This window comes from Mesorhizobium calcicola (genome assembly GCF_042682105.1).
Taxonomy (GTDB): Bacteria; Pseudomonadota; Alphaproteobacteria; order Rhizobiales; family Rhizobiaceae; genus Mesorhizobium; species Mesorhizobium calcicola.
Map to the genome: position 1 here is coordinate 208,482 of NZ_JBHUGY010000008.1, position 21,338 is coordinate 229,819.

A 21,338-nucleotide genomic window follows, 5' to 3' on the forward strand; every position below is an offset into this window, starting at 1 on the left:
AACCGGACCTAGAAGGCCAGAATTCCTTTGCCGATTTGCGATTGCGGCTAATTCGAATATCTGTTGCTCACTTTAGTCTGGTCATTGAACCACTTTCGGCGAAGCCGATGCCGCGTATGTTGCGGCCAACGCCGCAAACCCATCCGGGTCGGACGCTCTAGCCGTCGCGATAAAGTAAAGTTCCTCGCCCTGCGCCTAATCTAACCCACATCCTCAGCTCGGCTTTGTACGTTCTGGTCAGGTCCAGCTCCAGAAAAGGCTGTTGGTTGCGATGTGGCTGAGCGCCTGATCGAGGGGCAGGACACAGCCGCCCATATCGTCGATGTCTTCCCATTTTCGGCGGTGTGACCAGTAGGCGATGCTGACCTCATCGCCTCTGCCGGTCGGCTTGAGACGGGCGATCGGCGCCTCGGTTGCCAGCAGGTACAGGTGGTAGGCACCTTTGTCCTGGTAGCAGCCAACGCCGCCACCATTGGCCTCGTCGAACGCTTCGATGCCAGGGCCACGTCGTCCTTTTCCATTGTGCAGTCATAGCTGCCGCGGGCCCGGGCAGGCCTGATTCACTTCGCCGCACGGTCATTGCCTTGCAACATGTGCTGGCCGGGATTCGAAGCATGGGATGCTGCACAATCCCAGCGCCGCTGTCGGCGATGCCGTTCCCCAGATCCTGCGCCAGTGGCTTCAAGCGTTGCGCACCTGCTTCACAGCGCCCAGTTGGGAACATGTCCTTGTTCTGATCATGGGAGCTTTGCTGGCGCCGGGCAAGCGGACCGTCAGTTCCTGCCTACGCATGACCGGCCGGGCCGAGGCCGCCAACTTTGCAAGCTACCACCAGATCCTCAACCGAGCCTGCTGGAGCCCCCGCAGCATTGCCAGGCGATTGCTGGGCCTTGTGGTCGAACGGCTCGTGCCAGATGGCCTCATCGTCATTGGCATGGACGACACCATCGAACGACGATGGGGACGCCGGATCAGCGCACGGGGCATCTACCGGGATCCAGTGCGCTCCAGCCATGGCCATTTCGTCAAAGCCAGTGGCCTGCGCTGGTTGAGCTTCATGGTGCTAACCCCGGTGCCATGGACAAGCCTGGTAAAGGCCTTGCCGGTCTTGACCCTGCTTGCTCCGTCCGAGCGATCCGACCATCAACGCGGGCGGCGCCACAAGCTGCTGACCGACTGGGCGCGGCAGGGCGCACTGCAACTCTGTCGCTGGCTGCCGGGGCGCCGCATCATCTTCGTGGGCGACAGCAGCTTTGCCGTCCATGAACTGGCCCATGCCATCACTGCCAGGGCAACGCTCATCAGCCGGCTGCGACTGGATGCCAGCCTGTTTGCGCCGCCGTCAAAGCGGACCACGCGCACCGTCGGTCGGCCAGCGCAAAAAGGTCCAGCGCTACCAAAGCTCAAGACACTCCTGTCCAACCCCGCCACGACCTGGGCCAGGATCATCGTGTCCGCCTGGTATGGCCATGTCGAAGGCAAGACGCTCGAGATCACGTCTGATACCGCCTTGTGGTACAGGCCCGGTACCCCGGTAATGCCGATCCGCTGGGTGCTGGTCCGGGATCCCGATGGCAAACGCGCCCCTCAAGCCTTCTTCAGCACGGACATCCCCTCGAGCCCGCCGAAATCATCGCCCTGTTCGTCCGGCGCTGGCAGATCGAGGTCACGTTCGCTGAGACCCGTGCCCATCTTGGCGTTGAGACCCAGCGGCAATAGTCCGACAAGGCCATTGCACGAACCACCCCGGCATTGCTCGGGCTCTACAGCTTCATATCGCTATGGGCCTGCGATCTGCTCACCGGCACTACCACCCCATACGCCGCAGCGTGGTACCGAAAAACCAGCCTGACGTTCAGCGACGCCATCGGCGCCGTCCGCCTCGCAATCTGGATCGGCGATATTAATCAACACTCCCCGCCAAACCGGGAGCGACAAAATATCCCGCAAGAGCGCATCCTGCGAATGGCCCAAGCCCTGTGCTTCGCCACCTAACGTACAAAGTCGAGCTCAGTTCGTCGGGTGTCGAAACCAATCGCATCAATCAGGATGGCACCCGGGAAGAGGCAATGCTCAGCCGCCTGCTAGGCGAGTTCCGGGAACCGCTTTTGCAGATCATGCCTGCCGCTCTGATTGACGAGATAGATCTCTTGTTCAACTTTCGCGGCGGACCCCCGATACGCCATGAACTTGCACACGGGAAAATGACCGATGGCGAATTCTGGAGCCCGGACGCTACCTATTCGATATGGTTGGTTCTCCACATCGTGATTTTGCCAACGCTGAGGTTCTGGGATGATGTTGCGGCAGAAATAACGCATCGCGGCCGACGCTGGTTCTGCATCAGCCTCGTTCCTGCTCTGGTTTTTGCACTGGAATTTGCTCATGATGGAAAGTTATTGATCTTTCTATCGCAAGAAATCGGATTGAATCCCGCTCTGCCATGTCAAGGGGCACAGAGGTCATAACTGAATACGATCGACTGGACAGCAAAGGAATTTCCCATCGGGAGAATGGCCGTACCGGAGGACCTTCGGATCGATCCCCACACCCCATCGGGTGGTGATCTAGTCTAGGCCAAAATCTAGTAGCACGGCGATCGGTTTCCGAGTTGAAGTGTATGTGCGGTTGCGTTGAGTGAGGCAATATTCGGGAACCGAACCAATCCACAGAAATTTTTTGTTGGTATTTTTGTTGGTTAGTGCTGTCGCTGTGCGAGTTCCAAGCGTTTGAAAACAAAGCTAGATTTTCTTGGCTTGGATTCCGCCTCTGGGCACCATATTTTTCTCCAATTAAATCAGGTATTTAAGCAAGCGACAAGTTGTCGTTTGCAGGCGCTTCCGATGATCTTGCCGTCACCCGGTCAGCTGCGGCTTATGACGATCCGGCCGTAGCGGTGTTCGAATATTCCTGCGCCCGTGGCGCGGACCTTGCCCAGGTCGGGGATCCGGCGGGTTGGCGCGGGTATCGAGTGCTTGGCGCGGTAGCCATTTGGCGAGTCCAGCTCACAGCGATGCTCTCACTTCCTCCAGGGATTGCACCTGACGTCCATCGACAAAATTTTCAGGAGACAGCCAGGCTAGGAACGCGGCGCTGGCGGGCGCCCATTCCCGCGCCAGAAGCGAATACATGCAGATGTCGCGCGGGCGGCCTTTCAGCGTGAGGCTTTCGCGCAATATGCCCTCGAAGACAAAGCCCAGCCGATCGGCTGCCCGCCTCGATTTCGCGTTGGCCGTGGTGCAGGTCCATTCCAGGCGACGATAATTCAGGTCGTCGAAGACGTGACGCATGATGAGGAAGAGCGACTCGCTGGCTGCGACGGTCCTCTGCAGGGCGGGCGCGAAAAGGACATAGCCCAATTCAATCACTGCGTGCGCTGGCCTCGCCTCCATCAGGCAAAGCCAACCGACTGGCCCCGCGGCCGCGGTGCGCAGCGTCAGGAACGTCCGCGATTGGTCGTTGAGCAGGTCGCCGACGTGTGCCCGGAACGACTCAACCCCATCGAACGGCCCCACTTTCATCTCGGCCCAGATATCATCGCGTTCGCCGGCGTGAGTTAGCCGGAAGATGTCGTCGGCGTCTTCGAGGCAGAGCGGCACCAGGCTGATATGGTTTCCGATCACCGTTACTGCGCGGGGTGCGCTGGCGCTGCCGGCTGCTTTCGATAGTTCCTTCCCTCTCCCTCGCTCGGCCATGTTCCCTCCCTGGTGTTGGCGCGGCGCAGAGCGGCTCTATCTCGTGTTCCCGCGGCTAATAAATCTGCACGCCAAGCCGCTCGTTTCTTCTCCATCGCACCACGGCACGATAGCTTGCGTCATCCGCGGGCACGTGAAGGACGAAACGGTCGGGAATTGTGACGCCGGGGTCGACCCGTAGTTCCGCACCATGAGCATGCTGATTCCTGACGGAGCAACTGATGTTCGCCTCTTCGGTGATGATGGTTGCATCCTTCAGAACAATCCCGCGTGAATGAGAGCGTCGCTCGATGCGCGGGTCAGTGGGGCTCATTGTCTCATTCCTCCTGGAAATCGTGGGGCGCAAATCCGCTTTGCAGGGTCGGCATCAAGGGCGGGACGAACTTCAAACCGACGATGCGACGCCCGGAACCGCCACACAATTAGCTTACGCTAAAATGGTTCCGGAACTTTTACCGCGCAACGCCGGTGAAACGGCTTTGCGCCGATCGGGCTGTCGGCGGATCCAATTTGCTTGGTGATCCCCCAACCATAGGGCAAACTGCCTGCCGGGGCTGCAGGAGGAGAAATGAGAGCACGCGCAGCAACGCTCGGAGATCTCGACGATGTTTTTCGCGGCCTGTCCAAGCGGATGTCGGACGAATACGTCGCGGCCGGCAAGGACAGCAAGATGGCGTATGACAATCTGATGATGAACCTGAAAGAAGGCCGTGCGCATGCGCTTGTCGAGGGCGACAAGGCGGTGGCGATCATCGCCTGGCACGAGAACAGCGACGCCGCCAACACGCTGTTCGCCGCGCAGGAGGATTTCTTTCGTGCCGGGACCGTCCGCTTCTGCAAGCGGCATATCAGGCACATCCAGGCGCTCGCCGGCAACCTCCCCATCCACTCGCGCAGCTGGCTCCAGGGGCCGGATGTCGCAAGATGGTTTGGAATAATCGGCTATATCGAGCGAGGCCGGGAAAACGGCGCCACGCTGTTCGAGCTGCCGCCGGCTCGCGCCGCATAAAAATCGCGGCCTCGAAGGCTTCGAGAAGCGATGGCAGCAAGGGTTGAAGCGCGGCGCATGAATTCGCGACCATCACGACGCGTCTTGAAGCCGCGATCGGGCGCGGTCCTGTTCTCCATCGGCGCTGGCGGCAAGGCGATTCGGCCCTTCACGGCCCTGTGCGACGTCACGCCCCACCGAAAACCGCAGTCCGCGGCCGAAACCACGCCCGGCATCATCTTTCCTCCACGAATTCAGTCCATAATTGCATGGTCCACGGCCGCCTTCGGGCAGGCGCGCCTCGGATTGCCTGAGACCAAGAGACGCCAGGCACGAATCAAAAAGCAAGCGGCAAGCCGCCGTCGGAAGATGGTGAAGACCGTGCCGAACGCATCAAGCGCAGTGCGATCGGGTTGCACTCGGCGAGGCTTGATGATTTGTTGCCGCCATACGGAGAACGAATGATGCGAGAGACTGCCGGTCAAGACGAATATGGGTCGACGAATCCTTTCGATCCGGACGATCTGCCGACGTTAAACGCGATCGGGCCAACCATTGGCGGCGGCAACGATTTCGAGAAATATGCGGTTGCCGTGATCATCGTGTTCGGCGCCCTGATCATTGGCGGGCTGATGGCCGCGTCGATGACCTTCGGGCACCGCAACGGTTTCCTCTTCGCGCTTGGTGGCGCCACATCAGCCTGGATATCGGGAAATGCACTGTTGCTCGACCGGCCGCGAATCTACGCGCTGTTCGTCGGCATCGCCGCCTTGATGCTGGTCGCATCCACCATCACGCTGGTCTTGTGACGATCCAACCGGCCATAAGCCGAACCGATTGAGCAGCGGGCGATCCTCTCGAATCGCCATGCAGCGGCGGCCCGTTCCGCCGAGCCGCCACCAGCTTTTCCGGCTTTAGAGCGGTTCATCGTTCGCGGAAACGCCGAACCGCTCTATCTGTTTGTTTTGACGCAATTCCGGACGGAAAACCGTTTCACACTTTTCCTGGAATTGCTCTAGAGCGGTTCGCATTTAGGTTGACTTATAGCCTGCGCTTTCGATGTAGTTGTTGCATTCATTTGGGGTGACGTCGTCGAGGGTGCGGGCGATAGCGTTGTGTACGGCCTGGATGCTTCGTTTGGCGGCACGTCGCATGCAGTGCTTGAGCTTGGCGAAGAGCTTCTCGATTGGATTGAGATCTGGACTGTAGGGCGGCAGGAAGAAGAGCCGCGCTGCGGCGGCCCTGACGATGTCGCGGACGGCTTGGCCCTTGTGAGACCCGAGATTGTCGAGAATGACAATGTCGCCCGGCTTCAGTGTCTTGATGAGTTCGGTTTCGACATAGACACGGAAGGCCTGCGCATTGATGGGTCCGTCAATGACCCAAGGCGCCTCTACCCGATCATGCCGCAGCGCGGCGATGAAGGTCATCGTCTTCCAATGACCATATGGCGCGTGAGCCATCAGCCGCTTGCCGCGCACACCCCAGCCACGCAACGGCGCCATGTTGGTCTTGACCCACGTTTCATCCAGGAAGACCAGGCGCGTTGGGTCAATGCGGGTCTGATAGCGCATCCATTGCGCCCGCCGACGCATCAGCTTCGGCTTGAGCTGCTCAGCCGGCAGAACGGTTTTTTTTGAAGCTCTTGCCCTCGCGATGCAAGAAGCGACCGACGCTGGCGGGGTGGATGATGAGACCCCGGTCAGCCAGTGCGGCCGTCAATTCATGAAGCGTTATGTTGGCATCCCGCTCGACCTCGCTCAGGACGAAAGCACGATGCTCCCCGTCAATCAGATAGGGTCGATGACCGCCCATCTTGCCGGGTGCCGCACTGCCCAGCCGACGCTTGCGCGCCGCCCACTTGATCACGCTCGAAACTGCCACCTTCAGCGCCGCAGCCACCTCTCGGCTCGTCTCGCCTTCTTCAAGGCGAGCCAGTGCCCGTTCCCGCAAATCCATCGAATAAGGCTTGGCCATCTGTCCCGACCTCCAACGGTCAGAACATCGAATCTGATTTGCTCAATCTTGGGAATCCTGATTCAGACAAAACGCAAACCGCTCTAATATCCGAGCGCCTCGCCGGAGGCCGCACGGCTGTCGATGGCGCCGTTGTACCGCGCGCCGCCGCCCTTCTCGATCTCCGCCAGGCTCTTGCCACCGACCAGGATGCCCGCAGCCTGGCCCCAGGTCGAATCACCGAGTTCGAGGTGGTAGCCCATGCCGGCCAGCAGTCTTTCGGTGTCCGGCGACAGGCCAAACGGCTCGACATAGACTGTGTCCGGCAGCCACTGGTGGTGGATGCGCGGCGCGTCGATCGCCTCCTGGATGTTCATGCCGTGGTCGATGACGTTGACGATGGCCTCCAGCGTGATGGTGATGATGCGTGAACCGCCCGGGCTGCCGATGACCATGAACGGCTTGCCGTCCTTGGCCACGATTGTCGGGCTCATCGACGACAGCGGCGTCTTCTTCGGCTGGATGGCGTTCGCCTCGCCCTGGACCAGACCATAAAGGTTGGGCACCCCTGGCTTCTGGGTGAAATCGTCCATCTCGTTGTTGAGCAGGATGCCGGTGCCATCGGCGACGACGCCGGCGCCGAAGGACCCGTTCAGCGTGTAGGTAACCGCGACCGCGTTGCCGTCATTGTCGATGATCGAATAATGCGTCGTCTCCTTGCTCTCGCCAAAGCCCTTCGGCATCAGGTCCTTCGACACACCGGCCCGGAACGGATCGATCTTGTCGCGGATATCCCTAGCATAGGCCTTGTCCAGCAATTTCGAGACCGGGTTGTCGACGAAACCAGGGTCGCCGAGCGCAGAGTTGCGGTCGACATAGGCGTAGCGCATAGCCTCGACCATGACATGGACCGTCTCGGCGGAACCGGCGCCGAGGTAGGACAGCGGATAGCCCTCCAACACGTTGAGGATTTCGCAGATGATGACGCCACCGGAACTGGGCGGCGGCGAGGATGTGATCTCATAGCCGCGATAGCTGCAGGTCACGGGCTTCAGTTCGCGAACCGCATATTGCTCGAAATCCGGCTTGGCGAGGATGCCTCCCTTGGCGCCGCTTGCCTTGACGATGGCGTCGGCAATGGCGCCTTTGTAGAAGGCGTCAGGGCCTTTTTCGGAAATGGCGGCGAGCGAGGCGGCAAGATCCGGCTGGATCAGGCGCTCGCCGATGCCATAGGGCTTGCCATCGGGTTTCAGGAAGATGGCGGCAGCCCCGGGATCCTTCGCCAGCCTGTCGGCACTGCGGGCAAAGAAGGCGGCGTCGCCCTGATTGAGGACGAATCCGTCCTTGGCATAGCTGATCGCCGGCGCCATCAGATCCTGTCTTGACAATGTGCCATATTTTTCGCGCGCCATCTCGAAGCCAGCCACCGAGCCCGGCACCCCGACCGCGAGATAGCCGTCCAGGCTCGCGCCCTTCACCGGATTGCCATCCTTGTCGAGATACATGGTTTTGTTCGCGGCCAACGGCGCCCGCTCGCGAAAGTCGAGGAAGGTCGATTTGCCGTCCTTGAAGCGGATGGTCATGAAGCCGCCGCCGCCGATATTGCCGGCATTGGGGTAGACGACGGCAAGCGCATAGCCGACGGCGACTGCCGCATCGACGGCATTGCCGCCCTTCTTCAAGACCTCGACGCCGACTTCCGACGCCAGATGCTGGGCCGTAACCACCATGCCGTGCTCGCCCTTGGCAGGTGCTGGCGACGCGGCGAAGACGCTCGTCAACGGCGCCAGGACGAAGGTGATGCAAAGACTGGCGGCGATCAGTGTCCGACGGGTGAGAGGCATGGCGGTTCTCCTGGCGGGGGGACGCCTAGAAGAACCCGTCGAGACCACCGAGTCCACCCGTCAATGATGGACCAGACGGATCAATTCAGATGTCAGACAATGCCACCCGAGCCACCGGCGACCGCCGGGCGTTCCGCCGCCACCTTGGCGCGATAGCCGGCGGCCCGGTAGGTGGCGACCGGATCGATGGCGCCGCCCGTCTTCAGCCGCGCCATGGCGAGGATCGGCTCGACATCGGTGCGGTAGGCCACTTTCAGCGTCTGCGTCGCCATCAGCGCGTCATTGCCGTCCTGATAGCCCTCCAGCGCCTTGCGGTCGACCAGCAGCGCCTGCGCATAGGCGCGCTGCACCTCGACCGCCGAGAGCATCAGGCTTTCGATCGGATCGGTGACATTGTGGCTCTGGTCGAGCATGTGGGCCGGATCGAAACCCTCGGCGCCGGACAGCTCGGCATCGACGAGTTCGTTGAAGACAAGGAACAGCCGGTAGGGATCGATCGAACCGGCATCGAGATCGTCGTCGCCATATTTCGAATCGTTGAAATGGAAGCCGCCCAGCTTTTTGAACTGGATCAGCCGCGACACGATCATCTCGATGTTGACGTTGGGCGCGTGGTGGCCGAGGTCGACCAGGCAGAACGCCTTGTCGCCCAACTCCTGCGCGATCATGTAGTTGGTGCCCCAATCCTGTACGACGGTGGAATAGAAGGCCGGCTCGTACATCTTGTGCTCGGTGAACAGCTTCCAGTCATTCGGCAATCCGGCATAGACTTGCCTCATGGCGTCGAGATAGCGTTCGAACGCCCTGGCGAAATTGACCTGGCCGGGGAAATTCGAGCCGTCGCCGATCCACACGGTCAGCGCCTTGGAACCCAGCGTCTTGCCGATCTCGATGCATTCGAGATTGTGCTCGACCGCTTGCCGGCGCGTGCCGGCATCGGCATGCGACAGCGAGCCGAATTTGTAGGAAAGCGCCTGGTCCTTCGCATCGGAGAAGGTGTTGGAGTTCATGGCATCGAAGCCGAGGCCGAAGCGCGAGGCCGCCTGTTTCAGCCGGTTCGGGTCGGCCTTGTCCCACGGAATGTGCAAGGAGACGGTCGGCGTCGCCTGCGTCAGTTGCCGGATGACGGCACAGTCCTCGATCTTGTCGAAGATGTCGCGCGGCTCACCGGCGCCGGGAAAGCGGGCAAAGCGGGTGCCGCCGGTGCCGACGCCCCAGGAGGGGATCGCCACGGCGAATTTCTCGACCTTGTCGCGGATGGCGTCGATGGCGATGCCGCGACGGTCGAGGCGCTCGCCGAGCGAAGCGTAGTCGCGCTCGAGATCGGCGTTGCGCGCGGCGTTGTCCTTGGCGACGAGGTCGACGGAAATGATGGATTCGGACATTGCTGTTTCCTCCCAATGCGTTCGGTCGGCGCTGCCCCTCACCCTTACCCTCTCCCCGTGAAGAACGGGGAGAGGGGTCGCCATCGCCGGGGCTTAACCCTTCTCCCCGTCCCTATACGGGGAGAAGGTGCCGGCAGGCGGATGAGGGGCAGCGCCGCCTTCAACAATTACCGTGTAAAGCTCTGCGCGTTGCCGGCGTCGACATTAATGATGTTGCCGGTCGATTTGGCCGACATGTCGGAGGCGAAGAAATAGATCGCCTCGGCAATGTCTTCCGGGAAGACCGAGCGCTTCAGCATCGAGCGCGAGCGGTAGTGCTCCTCCAGATCGTCGGTCGACATCTTGTAGGCGGCGGCACGCTGTTCCTTCCACTCGCCGGTCCAGATCTTCGAGCCGCGCAGGACAGCGTCCGGGTTGACGACATTGACCCTGATCTGCGCTTCCGCGCCCTCCAGTGCCAGGCAGCGCGCCAGATGGATCTCGGCGGCCTTGGCCGTGCAATAGGCGGCGGCATTGGGCGACGCGGCAAGGCCGTTCTTGGAGGCGACGAAGACGACGTTGCCGCCGATCTTCTGCACCCGGAACAGCCGGAACGCTTCCCGCGAGACCAGGAAATAGCCGGTCGACAGGATGTCCATGTTCTTGTTCCACAGCGCCAGCGTCGTCTCCTCGATCGGCGCCGAGGACGCCAGGCCGGCATTCGACACCAGAATATCGATGCCGCCGAACTCGACCGCCATCTCGGCAAAGCCGGAGATGACCTGATCCTCCGAGGTGACGTTGATCAGCACCGGCCGGACGAAATCCTTGCCATAGGCTTTCGCCAGCTCGTCATTGGCGCCGGCGAGGGCTGTCTCGTCGATGTCGGCCAGCACGACGCAGGCGCCTTCGCGCAGCAGCCGGCTGGCGGTCGCGCGGCCGATGCCGCCGGCGCCGCCGGTGACCAGCGCGATCTGGCCGGCGAGCGCCTTCGGCTTCGGCATGCGCTGCAGCTTCAGGTCCTCGAGCAGCCAGTATTCGATGTCGAACGCTTCCTGTGCCGGCAGGCCGACATAGGACGAGACCGTCGAGGCGCCGCGCATGACGTTGATGGCGTTGACGTAGAACTCGCCCGAGATGCGCGCCGTCGCCTTGTCGCCGGCGAAGGTGAACATGCCGACGCCGGGCATCAGGTAGACGACGGCATTGGGATCGCGGATGGCGGGTGAGTCCGGATGCTTGCAGCTGTCGTAGTAGGCCTGGTAGCCGACACGATAGGCGGCGATGTCGTCGGCGAGACGGGCAATGACGGCATCGACATCGGGCTTGGCCGGATCGAACTCGATGACCAGCGGGCGGATCTTGGTGCGCAGGAAATGGTCCGGGCACGAGGTGCCGAGTGCCGCCAGCGGCCGCAAATCCCGGGAGTTGACGAATTCGAGCACGGCGGGCTGGTCGTCGAAGTGACCGAGCTTGTGGCTCTTTTCCGAAATCAGGCCGCGAATCCTGGGCATCAGTTTCGCGGCGATGGCGCGGCGAGTGGGGGCATCGAGCGACTTGACCGCTTCGCCGCCGAAGATCGCCAGGCCCTCGGAGCGGCGCTCGAACCATTCGATCGCCTGATTGATCACCGAAATCGTCGTCTCGTAGCACTCCCTTGGCGTATCGCCCCAGGTGAACAGGCCATGGCTCTCGAGAATCACGCCCTTGGCGGCGGGATGTTCGAGGCAGAATTTCTCCAGCCAGAGGCCGAGTTCGAAGCCGGGGCGCTTCCAGGGCAGCCAGCCGATGGCGTCGCCGAAGATCTCCTTGGTCAGCGCCCTGGAATCCTTCGCGGCGGCGATGGCGATGATCGCGTCGGGATGCATGTGGTCGACATAGGGCTTTGGCACGAAGGCATGCAGCGGTGTGTCGATCGAGGCCGCGCGTGGGTTCAGATTGAAGGTGCAGTGCGGCAGGAAGCCGACCATTTCGTCTTCATGCGCAAGGCCGCGGTAAAGACCTTTGAGTGCGCGTAATTTGTCCATGTAGAGGGTGGCGAAACCGTCAAGCTTGATCGAGGCGCTGTCGCCGCCGGAACCCTTGACCCACAGCACTTCGACGTTCTCGCCGGTCAGAGGGTCTTTCTGCTGGATTTTCGAGGATGTGTTGCCGCCGCCATAGTTGGTGACGCGTTTGTCGGAGCCAAGCACATTGGACCGATAAACGAGCCGTTCCGGCTCGCTCATCGCCTGAGCCTTGGCCTCGTCCCACAGATTGGCGAGGCGCGCGCCGGTGCGCTTGTCGAGCATGGATCTTCCTCCCGAAGGCACGCAAACGGTGCGGCCCATTTGACCCCGAATTTCCACGGAAGCGTCCGGCTTGTCAATCACAAACGATCAATATCAATCATATTGCACTGCACAATGAAATTATATGATCGGAAATGATTGACACTGCGCGTTTTGGATGCCTAGATGCCTGGGCAGGGAGGAACCATGCACGAAAAAGAGCGCCACAGGATCATTCTGTCCGCCGTCCAGGAAAAGCCTGTGGTGACGGTGCAGGAGATGGTCGACCTGACGGAATCGTCCGAGGCGACGATCCGGCGCGACATCGCGGCACTCCACGTCCAGAAGCGCCTGCGCCGCGTGCGCGGTGGCGCCGAGGCGATCTCGCCGCCGCAGTTCATCGGCCTCGCCGGCCGGCCGTTTTCCGTCAACGAAACGATCAACGCCTCGCAGAAGCGGGCGATCGCCCGCGAAGCGGTCGAGCTGTGCAAGGATGGCGAGCCGATCATCATCAATGGCGGCACCACTACGTTCCAGATGGTGCATTTCCTGACCGGCCGCCGCATGCCGATCTTCACCAATTCGTTCCCGATCGCCGAGCATCTGCTCAAGCATTCCAAGAACACGGTGATGCTGTCGGGCGGCACCATCTACCGCGAGCAGAACATCATCCTGTCGCCCTTCGACAATGACGTGACGCGCAACTTCTATGCGCGGCGCATGTTCATGGGCGCGCAGGGGCTGGGGCCGCTCGGACTGATGGAAGGCGACCCGCTGCTGATCCAGGCCGAGCAGAAGCTGATCGACCAGGCCGACGAACTGGTGGTGCTGGTCGATTCCTCGAAATTCCGCAGACGCTCCAGCCTGATCCTGTGCGGACTGTCGCGCATTGCCACCGTCATCACCGATGACGACATCGAGGATCGCGAAGCAAAAATGCTCGAGACCGCCGGGGTGACGCTGATCGTCGCCCGCAAGTCGGCAAAGGAAGAATCTTCACTGCAGGCCTGAGATCACCTCACGCCCGCGGCGGCGATGGAATGCAACGCTCAAGGGAGGAAATTCGATGAGCTTTTTGAAGAAATTGATGGTGACGGCGGCGTTCTCGGCCGCCATGTTCGTGAATGCGGCCTATGCCGAGAACGTCAAGATCGCGCTGGTGGTGAAGTCGCTCGGCAACGGCTTCTTCGATGCCGCCAACAAGGGCGCCGAGGAGGCGGCCAAGGAACTCGGCGATGTCGACATCATCTATACCGGTCCGACCAAGGCGACCGCCGAGGCGCAGATCGAAGTGGTCAATTCGCTGATCGCCCAGAAGGTCAATGCCATCGCCATTTCGGCCAATGACGCCGACGCCCTGGTGCCGGTGCTGAAGAAGGCCATGGAGCGCGGGATCACCGTCATCTCATGGGATTCGGGCGTCGCCAAGGAAGGCCGCCAGCTTCACCTCAACCCGTCCGACACCGGCCTGATCGGCGAGACCATCATCAAGCTTGCCGCCGACTATCTGCCGGAAGGCGGCGACGTCGCCATCCTGTCGGCCTCCTCGACCGCCACCAACCAGAACGCCTGGATCGACGCGGCCAAGAAAATCCTGCCGGAGAAGTTCCCCAAGATCAAACTCGTCGCCACCGTCTATGGCGATGACGACTCTGCCAAGAGCACCGACGAGGCCAAGGGCCTGCTGAAATCCTACCCGAACCTCAAGGCGATCATCGCGCCGACCACCGTCGGCGTCGTCGCCGCCGCGCAGGTCGTCACCGACGAGAACCTGATCGGCAAGGTCAACGTCACCGGCCTAGCGCTGCCGTCCGAGTTCAAGAAGTTCATCGACAATGGCGCCTCGCAGGCCGTCGCGCTGTGGAACCCGATCGACCTCGGCTACTCCGCCGTCTACCTCGCCCATGATCTGGCGGTGAAGAAGGAAGAGGCCAAGCCCGGCGCCACGCTGTCGATCGGCCGCGTCGGCAAGGTCACGCTCGACGACACCAACTCGGCTGCGATGGCTCCGCCCTTCCAGTTCGACAAGAGCAACATCGAGAAGTTCTCCAAGATCTATTGATCTCGGACGCTTGCCCCCTTCCCCTTGCGGGGAGGGTCGGCGAGCCGGCTTTGCGCAGCAAGATCGGCGAGACGGGGTGGGGGTGGCGACATCTCCACACACCAGGACCTTGATATGCTAGACAACCCCCTCCCCGCTCAAATTGTTCGCGACCCTCCCCACAAGGGGGAGGGTCATGCAGCCCCACGCCTGACGCTGGCCGGCATCTCCAAGAGCTTTCCCGGCGTGCGGGCGCTGCACGACGTCAGCCTGTCGCTCTATCCGGGCCAGGTGACAGCGCTGATTGGCGAAAACGGCGCCGGCAAGTCGACGCTGGTCAAGATCATGACCGGCATCTACCAGCCCGATACGGGCACCATCAGCATTGACGGCCAGGCCGTCACTCTGCCCAGCGCGCACGCCGCCTTCGGGCATGGCATCACCGCCATCCACCAGGAGACGGTGCTGTTCGACGACCTGACGGTGGCTGAGAACATCTTTCTCGGCCACGCGCCGCGCACGCGCTTCGGCACCATCGACTGGCGCACGATGCGCAAGAATGCCCGCGAAGTGCTCGACACCATGCATGCCGGCCATATCGACGCCGATGCGCGCCTGAAGGACCTCGGCATCGCCAACAAGCATCTCGTCGCCGTCGCCCGCGCCATGTCGATCGACGCCCAGATCGTGATCATGGACGAGCCGACCGCCGCCCTTTCGATGAAGGAGATCGAGGAGCTTTTCCTGCTCATCGAGTTCCTCAAGAGCGACGGCAAGGCGATCCTGTTCATCAGCCACAAGTTCGACGAGATCTACCGCATCGCCGACCGCTACACGGTGTTCCGCGATGGCGAGATGGTCGGCGAAGGCCTGATCAGGGATGCCGGCCAGAGCCAGATCGTGCGCATGATGGTCGGCCGCTCGGTCGACCACATCTTCCCGCAGCGCAAGGCCGAGATCGGCGCGCCGGTGCTTTCCGTCTCCGGCCTGTCGCACCCGACCGAATTCAACGACATCGGCTTCGAACTGCACAAGGGCGAGATCCTCGGCTTCTACGGCCTTGTCGGCGCCGGGCGCAGCGAGGTGATGCAGGCGATATCCGGCATCACCCGCACCACGGGCGGCACGATCACGCTGGAAGGCAAGACGATCGCGCCTAAATCGGCGGCGGATTCGATCGACGCCGGCATCGTCTACGTTCCCGAGGAACGCGGCAAGCAAGGCGTGGTGATCGGCCTGCCGATCTTCCAGAACGTCTCGCTGCCTTCGCTCGAGCGCACCTCCAGATCCGGCCTGCTGCGGCTGGCGGAGGAGTTCAGGCTCGCCCGCTCCTACACCGAGCGGCTCGACCTGCGCGCCTCCTCGCTCAGCCAGGACGTCGGCACATTGTCCGGCGGCAACCAGCAGAAGATCGTCATCGCCAAATGGTTGGCGACCGCGCCCAAGGTGATCATCCTCGACGAGCCGACCAAGGGTATCGACATCGGCTCCAAAGCCGCCGTGCACGGCTTCATGGCCGAACTGGTGGCGCAGGGCCTGTCGGTGATCATGGTGTCTTCGGAGCTGCCTGAAATCCTCGGCATGTCCGACCGGGTCGTCGTCATGCGCGAGGGCCTCGTCGCGGCGGTCTACGACAACAAGGACCTCGACGCCGAAACGCTGGTCAGGACAGCAGCGGGGATCGCGGCATGAAGGCATTTCTCAAGTATCGCGAAATCTGGCTATTCGCCGCCATCGTCCTGCTGATCGGGCTGATTTCGACACGCTTCCCGGCCTTTGCCGACCCCGGCAATCTGCGCCAGGTGTTCAACGACACCTCGATCCTGATGATCCTGGCGCTCGGCCAGATGGTGGTGATCCTGACCCGGTCGATCGACCTGTCGATGGCGTCCAACCTCTGCTTCACCGGCATGGTGGTGGCGATGCTGAACGCCGCGCACCCGGCGATCCCGATCCCGCTGCTGATCGTCATTGCGCTGCTGGTCGGGCTGGTGCTCGGCGCCATCAACGGCCTGCTGGTCTGGCGGCTGAACATCCCCTCGATCGTGGTGACATTGGGCACGCTGACCATCTATCGCGGCGCCACCTTCGTCCTGTCCGGTGGCGCCTGGGTCAATGCCGACAAGATGAGCGCCGACTTCATCGGCTTTCAGCGCGCGGCGTTCCTCGGCATTCCGGTGCTGTCCTGGATCGCCATCCTGGTCATCGCGCTGTTTTTCATCTTGATGACACGCACTGCGCTCGGCCGATCGATCTATGCCATCGGCGTCAACCCGACGGCGTCGGTCTACGCCGGCATCGACGTCGGCCGGACGAAATTCATCGTCTTCTGCATTTCCGGCATGATCGGCGGCCTTTCCGGCTACCTCTGGATTTCGCGCTATGTGATCGCCTCGGTCGAGGTCGCCAACGGCTACGAACTCAACATCATCGCCGCCTGCGTCATCGGCGGCATTTCGATCGCCGGCGGCATCGGCTCGGTCAGCGGCGCGGTGCTGGGCGCACTGTTTCTCGGCATCATCTCCAACGCGCTGCCGGTCATCAACATCTCGCCCTTCTGGCAGATGGCGATTTCGGGCAGCGCCATCATCCTTGCCGTCGTGCTCAATGCGCGCAGCGAACGTCAGCGGGGCCGCATCATCCTCAGAAAAGTGGAGGCGGTGACATGACCGAAATCCCTGCCCCGCGCCACATTCCCGACCGGCTCGACAAGCCGCTGAGCTCGGCGATCTTTTCCTGGGAGGCGCTGCTGGTCGTGGTGGCCGCCGCCATCTTCGCCATCAACAGCTTCGCCTCGCCCTATTTCCTCGACCCCTATTCGCTGTCCGATCTCACCTTCAACTTCACCGAGAAGGGCCTGATCGCCTTCGCGATGGCGCTGCTGATCATTTCCGGCGAGATCGACCTGTCGGTGGCCGCCATCATCGCGCTTGCGTCGACCATGATGGGCATGGCGGTGCAGGCCGGCGCCGGCACGCCGGTGCTGGTGCTGATCGGCATCGTCGTCGGGCTCGGCTGCGGCGCCTTCAACGGACTGCTGGTGACAAGGCTGGGATTGCCGTCCATCGTCGTCACCATCGGCACGATGAGCCTGTTTCGCGGCATCGCCTTCATCATTCTCGGCGACCAGGCCTACAAGGGCTATCCCGAAAGCTTTGCCTTCTTCGGCCAGGGCTACGTCTGGTGGGTGGTGTCGTTCGAGCTGGTGTTGTTCCTCATCGCGGCTGTCGTCTACTGGCTCGTGCTGCATCGGACGAGTTTCGGCCGTCGTGTCTTCGCCATCGGCAACAATCCGGTCGCGGCGCAGTTTTCCGGCGTGCGCGTCGGCCGCATCAAGTTCATCCTGTTCTGCCTGACCGGGCTGATGTCGGGCATCGCCTCGGTGCTGATCACCTCCCGGCTCGGCTCGACACGGCCGTCGATCGCGCAAGGCTATGAGCTGGAAGTCATCACCATGGTGGTGCTCGGCGGCGTCAGCATCCTCGGCGGTGCCGGCAGCATTGTCGGCGTCGTGCTCGCCGCCTTCATCATGGGGCTGGTGACCTTCGGCCTCGGCTTGCTCAACGTGCCCGGCATCGTCATGTCGATCTTCATCGGCCTGCTGTTGATCATCGTCATCGCGCTGCCGATCGTCTGGCGGCGGCTGCGCGGAGGAGGCTGATGCCCGAGAAGTATGCGTTCAAGATGAAGCTCAAGCCGGGCATGAAGGCCGAATACAGGAAGCGCCACGACGAGATCTGGCCGTCGCTGGTCGCTCTCCTGAAGCAGGCCGGCGTCTCCGACTATTCGATCCACCTCGACGAAGAGAGCAATATCCTGTTCGGCGTGCTGTGGCGGCGAGACGATCACGGCATGGACGATCTGCCGAAGCATCCTGTGATGCAGCGCTGGTGGGCTCACATGGCCGACATCATGGAGACCAGGTCGGACAACGAGCCGGTGGCCGTGCCGCTGGAAACCGTGTTCCATATGGAATGAGCGCACTTCGCCATATCGCCGTGATCGACATCGGCAAGACCAACGCCAAGGTGGCGCTGGTCGATCTCGCCACGTTGAGCGAGGTCGCGCTGCGCCGCATGGCCAACGCGCCGGTGCGGCAGGCGCCCTACCCGCATCACGATGTCGAGGCGCTGTGGACGTTCATCCTCGACAGCCTTGCCGATCTCAACCGCGAACAGCACATCGACGCCATCTCGATCACCACGCATGGCGCGACAGGTGCGCTGGTCGACGCCGCTGGCGAGCTGGTGCTGCCGGTGCTCGACTACGAGTTCGATGGCCCCGACAGGCTGGCCGCGGACTATGACGCGATCCGCCCGCCCTTCGCCGAGACCGGCACGCCGCGGCTGCCGCTCGGCCTCAATCTCGGCGCGCAATTCTTCTGGCAGCAGAAAGGCTTCCCGGCGGAGTTCGCCAAGGCCGCCACGATGCTGATGTATCCGCAGTACTGGGCGCTGCGCCTGACCGGTGTCGCCGCCAACGAGGTGAGTTCGCTCGGCTGCCACACCGATCTGTGGAGCCCGTGGAAAGCCGATTTCTCGTCGCTGGTCGATCGCCTGGGTTGGCGCGAGGCGATGGCGCCGGTACGGCCGGCCAGGGACCGCCTTGGCCCGATCCTGCCAGTACTTGCCACGCGAACCGGGCTCGATCCACAGACACCGGTGTTCTGCGGCCTGCATGATTCCAACGCCTCGCTGCTGCCGCATCTCCTGTCCGACAAACCGCCCTTTTCCGTCGTCTCGACCGGCACCTGGGTGGTGTCGATGGCGGTAAGCGGCAAAAAGACTGGCCTGGATGCGGGGCGCGATACGCTGGTCAATGTCAGCGCACTGGGCGATCCCGTTCCTTCAGCGCGCTTCATGGGCGGCCGCGAGTTTTCCGTGCTGACGGAAGGCCAGCCGGACGACTGGACCGAAGCTGATGTCGGCGCCGTGCTGGCGCGAAAGACATTGCTGCTGCCATCGACCCAGCAAGGGTCGGGGCCGTTCCCGCATCATGCGGCTACATGGCTTGACGCCGACGACGTCACGCATGGCCAACGCTTTGCCGCCATCTCGTTCTATCTGGCACTGATGACGGCCACCTGCCTCGACTTGATCGGCGCCGACGGTCCGACCACGGTCGAAGGGCCCTTTGCCCGCAACCGGCTCTTTGTCGGCATGCTGGCGGCAAGCACGGCGCGCGCCGTTGTCGCGTCGGAGGCCGCCACCGGCACCGGCACCGGCGCAGCACTGCTGGCAACGGACCAGGTGACCGCCCACGGCAAAGGCGAAAGACTGGAGCCGCCGACCGATCCGGCCTGGGCCGACTATGTCAGCGCGTGGCGCGCAGCGGTTGAGGCGCGATGCTGATCACAGTATCCGCTTGCCGAAGGCCGACATGACGAAGTTGACCGTGTCGGTGCCGATCCGGGGTTCCAGATCCGCGGTCAGGCCCGAAACATCCATCGACAGCAGCCCGCCGGAGAGTGCGATCGCCTCCATCGCCTGATGCGTTTCGCGCACGGTGAGGCCGCCGGAGCCTGGCGCCCAGCCGGCAAATTCGGTGACATCGGGCGAATAGCTGACATGAAAACCCTGCGTACCGGAGGTGGCGATGCGGATCGCCTCATGCATCAGGTCGCGCATGCCCATGGCGTCGATATCGGTCATGGTGAAGGCTGCGACACGCGAATCCTTCAGCACCCGCGCTTCCGCCGGATCGGCATGGCGCAGGCCGATGATGACGACATTTTCCGGCGACAGCTGCGGCTGCAGCGCACCCGCCTTGTGATCGAGGCCAAGAGCGCGGGCCAGCACCGATCGCTCCGGCAGGTCGATGCCGTCCTCGTCCTCGGGCATCAGGGCGGCGATGGAATCGATCCAGATCAAGCCGAAGGAATGCGTCGCCCGCGCCGTTGCGGTCAGCGCCTTGTGCGCCATGCGACGGTCGGCGCCGGCGGCCAGCCGGATCAGTCCCGATGGCGGCCGCTCGACATCGGCCAATTCGACGACATCGAAATTCATCGCTTCCAGCCGGGCGCCGGTGCCTTCCCGGGCCAGGATGCCGGCAGCCCCCTGTTCCGCCGAGATCGACACCATCTTGCGGCCGGAAAAGTCCTCGACGTCGTGCATCGGGGCCTTTTCGACATATTCCGAGGTCATCGCCAGCAGCATGGCGCCATAGTTCATGCGGAAGGCGACACGGTCGCCGACGGCCGGCGGCGGGTCGGCATCGGCCACGTCCAGCAGCAGATGGTCGCTTGAAGCGCCGAGCACCCGCACCCCCTTGGCGATCGGCGTCAGTCCCTCGACCAGCACATCCTCGCGGCCGATGTTGGCGATGGCGCGCAGCCTGTCGCCCTCGTCGGGAAAGACCGGCTGGTTGCCGAAGGCGTCGTAGCCGGATTGCCCGATCGGCCGTGACGGCTTGAGCTTGACCTCGATGATGTCGCTGGTCAGCCGGCAGGCATCGGGTTCGAGTTCGGCCCACGGCACATCGCGGAAGGTTTCGATGCCGCCTTGCAGGATCGCCTCGCCGACGCGCAGATTGTTGATGCCGGCCGGCAGCTTGCCTTCGAGCAGCAGCGGCAGCGACGACGAAGCGCCGCCCGAAATCCAGTCGAGGCTTTTGCCGGACAGGCGCTCGGTCTTGTAGGCATGGGCGACGAGCTGCCCGAGATTTTCCTGCGTCGGCAGGATGGCGCCGAAGCAGCCGAGATTGGTGCCGATGCCGGCGATGCGCACGCCCTTGAACTGCAGGATCTGCTCGACCGTGGGAATAAGATCGCTCGGCCAGATGCCTTCTCGGAGATCGCCAAGGTCGATCATCAGCATGATGTCGTGGACGCGGCCCATGCGCTCGGCGATGCGCGAAATCTCGCGGATGATGGTCAATTCCGACTGCAGGCTGACGTCGACGGTGCGCACCACCTCCTCGACACGCGCCATCGGCGGACTGCGCAGCAGCATGATCGGCGCGCTGATGCCGCTGTCACGCAGCCGGCGGATGTTTTCGAAACGCGATTCGGCGATGCCGGCGACGCCGCCGCGCAGCATGGCGCGCGCCACTTGCGGCATGCCGCAGGTGCCTTTGGTGACGCCGAACACCTTGATGCCCGACAGCGCGCAGCGTTCGACGATCGTGCGCGCATTGCGCTCGATGCGGCCAAGATCGATGGCGACTTGCGGTCCGGACATTC

18 protein-coding genes are annotated in these 21,338 nt (G+C 62.6%); 11 read left to right on the forward strand and 7 right to left on the reverse strand.

What is annotated here, in order from left to right; all coding sequences use genetic code 11:
* The first annotated feature begins 619 nt into the window (after positions 1-619).
* Together ACFSQT_RS04485 and ACFSQT_RS04490 are read left to right on the forward strand one after the other, a co-directional pair.
* Complete coding sequence (locus tag ACFSQT_RS04485; protein ID WP_379017122.1) at positions 620-1,852, forward strand: IS701 family transposase; 1,233 nt, start codon at positions 620-622, stop codon at positions 1,850-1,852.
* Between the two features lie 217 nt (positions 1,853-2,069).
* Complete coding sequence (locus tag ACFSQT_RS04490; RefSeq protein ID WP_143748680.1) at positions 2,070-2,468, forward strand: hypothetical protein; 399 nt, start codon at positions 2,070-2,072, stop codon at positions 2,466-2,468.
* Between the two features lie 537 nt (positions 2,469-3,005).
* On the opposite strand, the gene ACFSQT_RS04495 is transcribed toward ACFSQT_RS04490, so the two are convergent.
* On the reverse strand, positions 3,006-3,695 hold the full coding sequence (locus ACFSQT_RS04495) for a GNAT family N-acetyltransferase (RefSeq protein WP_379017124.1): 690 nt from the start codon (positions 3,693-3,695) through the stop codon (positions 3,006-3,008).
* Positions 3,696-3,750: 55 nt separating this feature from the next.
* Entirely contained in the window at positions 3,751-4,008 is a 258-nt protein-coding gene (locus ACFSQT_RS04500; RefSeq protein ID WP_379017125.1) for a PilZ domain-containing protein, read from the reverse strand.
* A gap of 255 nt (positions 4,009-4,263) precedes the next feature.
* Between ACFSQT_RS04500 and ACFSQT_RS04505 the strand changes: the two genes are divergently transcribed.
* Entirely contained in the window at positions 4,264-4,704 is a 441-nt protein-coding gene (locus tag ACFSQT_RS04505; RefSeq protein WP_379017126.1) for a hypothetical protein, read from the forward strand.
* Positions 4,705-5,144: 440 nt separating this feature from the next.
* Complete coding sequence (locus ACFSQT_RS04510; protein ID WP_379017127.1) at positions 5,145-5,492, forward strand: hypothetical protein; 348 nt, start codon at positions 5,145-5,147, stop codon at positions 5,490-5,492.
* 222 nt (positions 5,493-5,714) lie between these two features.
* Here the strand turns inward: ACFSQT_RS04510 and ACFSQT_RS04515 are convergent.
* The 4 genes from ACFSQT_RS04515 to ACFSQT_RS04530 all read right to left on the reverse strand — a co-directional run bounded on the left by ACFSQT_RS04515 (position 5,715) and on the right by ACFSQT_RS04530 (position 12,138).
* Positions 5,715-6,660, reverse strand: a protein-coding gene (locus ACFSQT_RS04515; protein WP_379017129.1) for an IS630 family transposase whose coding sequence is annotated in 2 segments (ribosomal slippage) — positions 5,715-6,320 and positions 6,322-6,660 — 945 coding nt in all. Because the reading frame shifts where the segments join, the coding sequence is not laid out codon by codon here.
* Positions 6,661-6,743: 83 nt separating this feature from the next.
* Positions 6,744-8,483 (reverse strand): gamma-glutamyltransferase, encoded by a 1,740-nt coding sequence (ggt, locus tag ACFSQT_RS04520; protein WP_379017130.1) that lies wholly within the window; start codon positions 8,481-8,483, stop codon positions 6,744-6,746.
* A gap of 92 nt (positions 8,484-8,575) precedes the next feature.
* Positions 8,576-9,868 carry an L-rhamnose catabolism isomerase gene (rhaI, locus tag ACFSQT_RS04525; protein WP_379017131.1) on the reverse strand — a complete coding sequence of 431 codons (1,293 nt, stop codon included), beginning with the start codon at positions 9,866-9,868 and terminating at the stop codon, positions 8,576-8,578.
* A 167-nt stretch (positions 9,869-10,035) separates the two neighbouring features.
* On the reverse strand, positions 10,036-12,138 hold the full coding sequence (locus tag ACFSQT_RS04530) for a bifunctional rhamnulose-1-phosphate aldolase/short-chain dehydrogenase (protein ID WP_379017133.1): 2,103 nt from the start codon (positions 12,136-12,138) through the stop codon (positions 10,036-10,038).
* A gap of 186 nt (positions 12,139-12,324) precedes the next feature.
* Between ACFSQT_RS04530 and ACFSQT_RS04535 the strand changes: the two genes are divergently transcribed.
* From ACFSQT_RS04535 to ACFSQT_RS04565, 7 genes are all read left to right on the forward strand, one after another.
* Complete coding sequence (locus ACFSQT_RS04535; RefSeq protein WP_379017134.1) at positions 12,325-13,128, forward strand: DeoR/GlpR family DNA-binding transcription regulator; 804 nt, start codon at positions 12,325-12,327, stop codon at positions 13,126-13,128.
* Positions 13,129-13,183: 55 nt separating this feature from the next.
* Positions 13,184-14,179, forward strand: coding sequence for a rhamnose ABC transporter substrate-binding protein (rhaS, locus tag ACFSQT_RS04540; protein ID WP_027055502.1), 996 nt, complete (start codon positions 13,184-13,186; stop codon positions 14,177-14,179).
* A gap of 114 nt (positions 14,180-14,293) precedes the next feature.
* A complete protein-coding gene (locus ACFSQT_RS04545; RefSeq protein WP_379017135.1) occupies positions 14,294-15,850 on the forward strand; it encodes a sugar ABC transporter ATP-binding protein in 1,557 nt (518 codons plus the stop codon).
* On the forward strand, positions 15,847-16,827 hold the full coding sequence (locus ACFSQT_RS04550; RefSeq protein ID WP_379017137.1) for an ABC transporter permease: 981 nt from the start codon (positions 15,847-15,849) through the stop codon (positions 16,825-16,827). Before ACFSQT_RS04545 ends, ACFSQT_RS04550 begins: the two co-directional genes overlap by 4 nt.
* Positions 16,824-17,819 (forward strand): ABC transporter permease, encoded by a 996-nt coding sequence (locus tag ACFSQT_RS04555; RefSeq protein WP_379017139.1) that lies wholly within the window; start codon positions 16,824-16,826, stop codon positions 17,817-17,819. Before ACFSQT_RS04550 ends, ACFSQT_RS04555 begins: the two co-directional genes overlap by 4 nt.
* Positions 17,819-18,136: an L-rhamnose mutarotase gene (gene rhaM, locus ACFSQT_RS04560; protein WP_379017140.1), complete on the forward strand. Its 318-nt coding sequence runs from the start codon at positions 17,819-17,821 to the stop codon at positions 18,134-18,136. Before ACFSQT_RS04555 ends, rhaM begins: the two co-directional genes overlap by 1 nt.
* Entirely contained in the window at positions 18,133-19,509 is a 1,377-nt protein-coding gene (locus ACFSQT_RS04565) for an FGGY-family carbohydrate kinase (protein ID WP_379017142.1), read from the forward strand. The genes rhaM and ACFSQT_RS04565 overlap by 4 nt, the downstream gene beginning before the upstream one ends.
* Here the strand turns inward: ACFSQT_RS04565 and ACFSQT_RS04570 are convergent, their stop codons facing one another.
* Positions 19,510-21,336 (reverse strand): alanine racemase, encoded by a 1,827-nt coding sequence (locus ACFSQT_RS04570; RefSeq protein ID WP_379017144.1) that lies wholly within the window; start codon positions 21,334-21,336, stop codon positions 19,510-19,512.
* Positions 21,337-21,338: the final 2 nt, after the last annotated feature.

Coding starts and splice junctions, on each gene's coding strand:
- ACFSQT_RS04485 (WP_379017122.1), top strand. CDS start 620: ATGCTGCACAATCCCAGCGCCGCTGTCGGCGATGCCGTTCCCCAGATC.
- ACFSQT_RS04490 (WP_143748680.1), top strand. CDS start 2,070: ATGCTCAGCCGCCTGCTAGGCGAGTTCCGGGAACCGCTTTTGCAGATC.
- ACFSQT_RS04495 (WP_379017124.1), bottom strand. CDS start 3,695: ATGGCCGAGCGAGGGAGAGGGAAGGAACTATCGAAAGCAGCCGGCAGC.
- ACFSQT_RS04500 (WP_379017125.1), bottom strand. CDS start 4,008: ATGAGCCCCACTGACCCGCGCATCGAGCGACGCTCTCATTCACGCGGG.
- ACFSQT_RS04505 (WP_379017126.1), top strand. CDS start 4,264: ATGAGAGCACGCGCAGCAACGCTCGGAGATCTCGACGATGTTTTTCGC.
- ACFSQT_RS04510 (WP_379017127.1), top strand. CDS start 5,145: ATGATGCGAGAGACTGCCGGTCAAGACGAATATGGGTCGACGAATCCT.
- ggt (WP_379017130.1), bottom strand. CDS start 8,483: ATGCCTCTCACCCGTCGGACACTGATCGCCGCCAGTCTTTGCATCACC.
- rhaI (WP_379017131.1), bottom strand. CDS start 9,868: ATGTCCGAATCCATCATTTCCGTCGACCTCGTCGCCAAGGACAACGCC.
- ACFSQT_RS04530 (WP_379017133.1), bottom strand. CDS start 12,138: ATGCTCGACAAGCGCACCGGCGCGCGCCTCGCCAATCTGTGGGACGAG.
- ACFSQT_RS04535 (WP_379017134.1), top strand. CDS start 12,325: ATGCACGAAAAAGAGCGCCACAGGATCATTCTGTCCGCCGTCCAGGAA.
- rhaS (WP_027055502.1), top strand. CDS start 13,184: ATGAGCTTTTTGAAGAAATTGATGGTGACGGCGGCGTTCTCGGCCGCC.
- ACFSQT_RS04545 (WP_379017135.1), top strand. CDS start 14,294: ATGCTAGACAACCCCCTCCCCGCTCAAATTGTTCGCGACCCTCCCCAC.
- ACFSQT_RS04550 (WP_379017137.1), top strand. CDS start 15,847: ATGAAGGCATTTCTCAAGTATCGCGAAATCTGGCTATTCGCCGCCATC.
- ACFSQT_RS04555 (WP_379017139.1), top strand. CDS start 16,824: ATGACCGAAATCCCTGCCCCGCGCCACATTCCCGACCGGCTCGACAAG.
- rhaM (WP_379017140.1), top strand. CDS start 17,819: ATGCCCGAGAAGTATGCGTTCAAGATGAAGCTCAAGCCGGGCATGAAG.
- ACFSQT_RS04565 (WP_379017142.1), top strand. CDS start 18,133: ATGAGCGCACTTCGCCATATCGCCGTGATCGACATCGGCAAGACCAAC.
- ACFSQT_RS04570 (WP_379017144.1), bottom strand. CDS start 21,336: ATGTCCGGACCGCAAGTCGCCATCGATCTTGGCCGCATCGAGCGCAAT.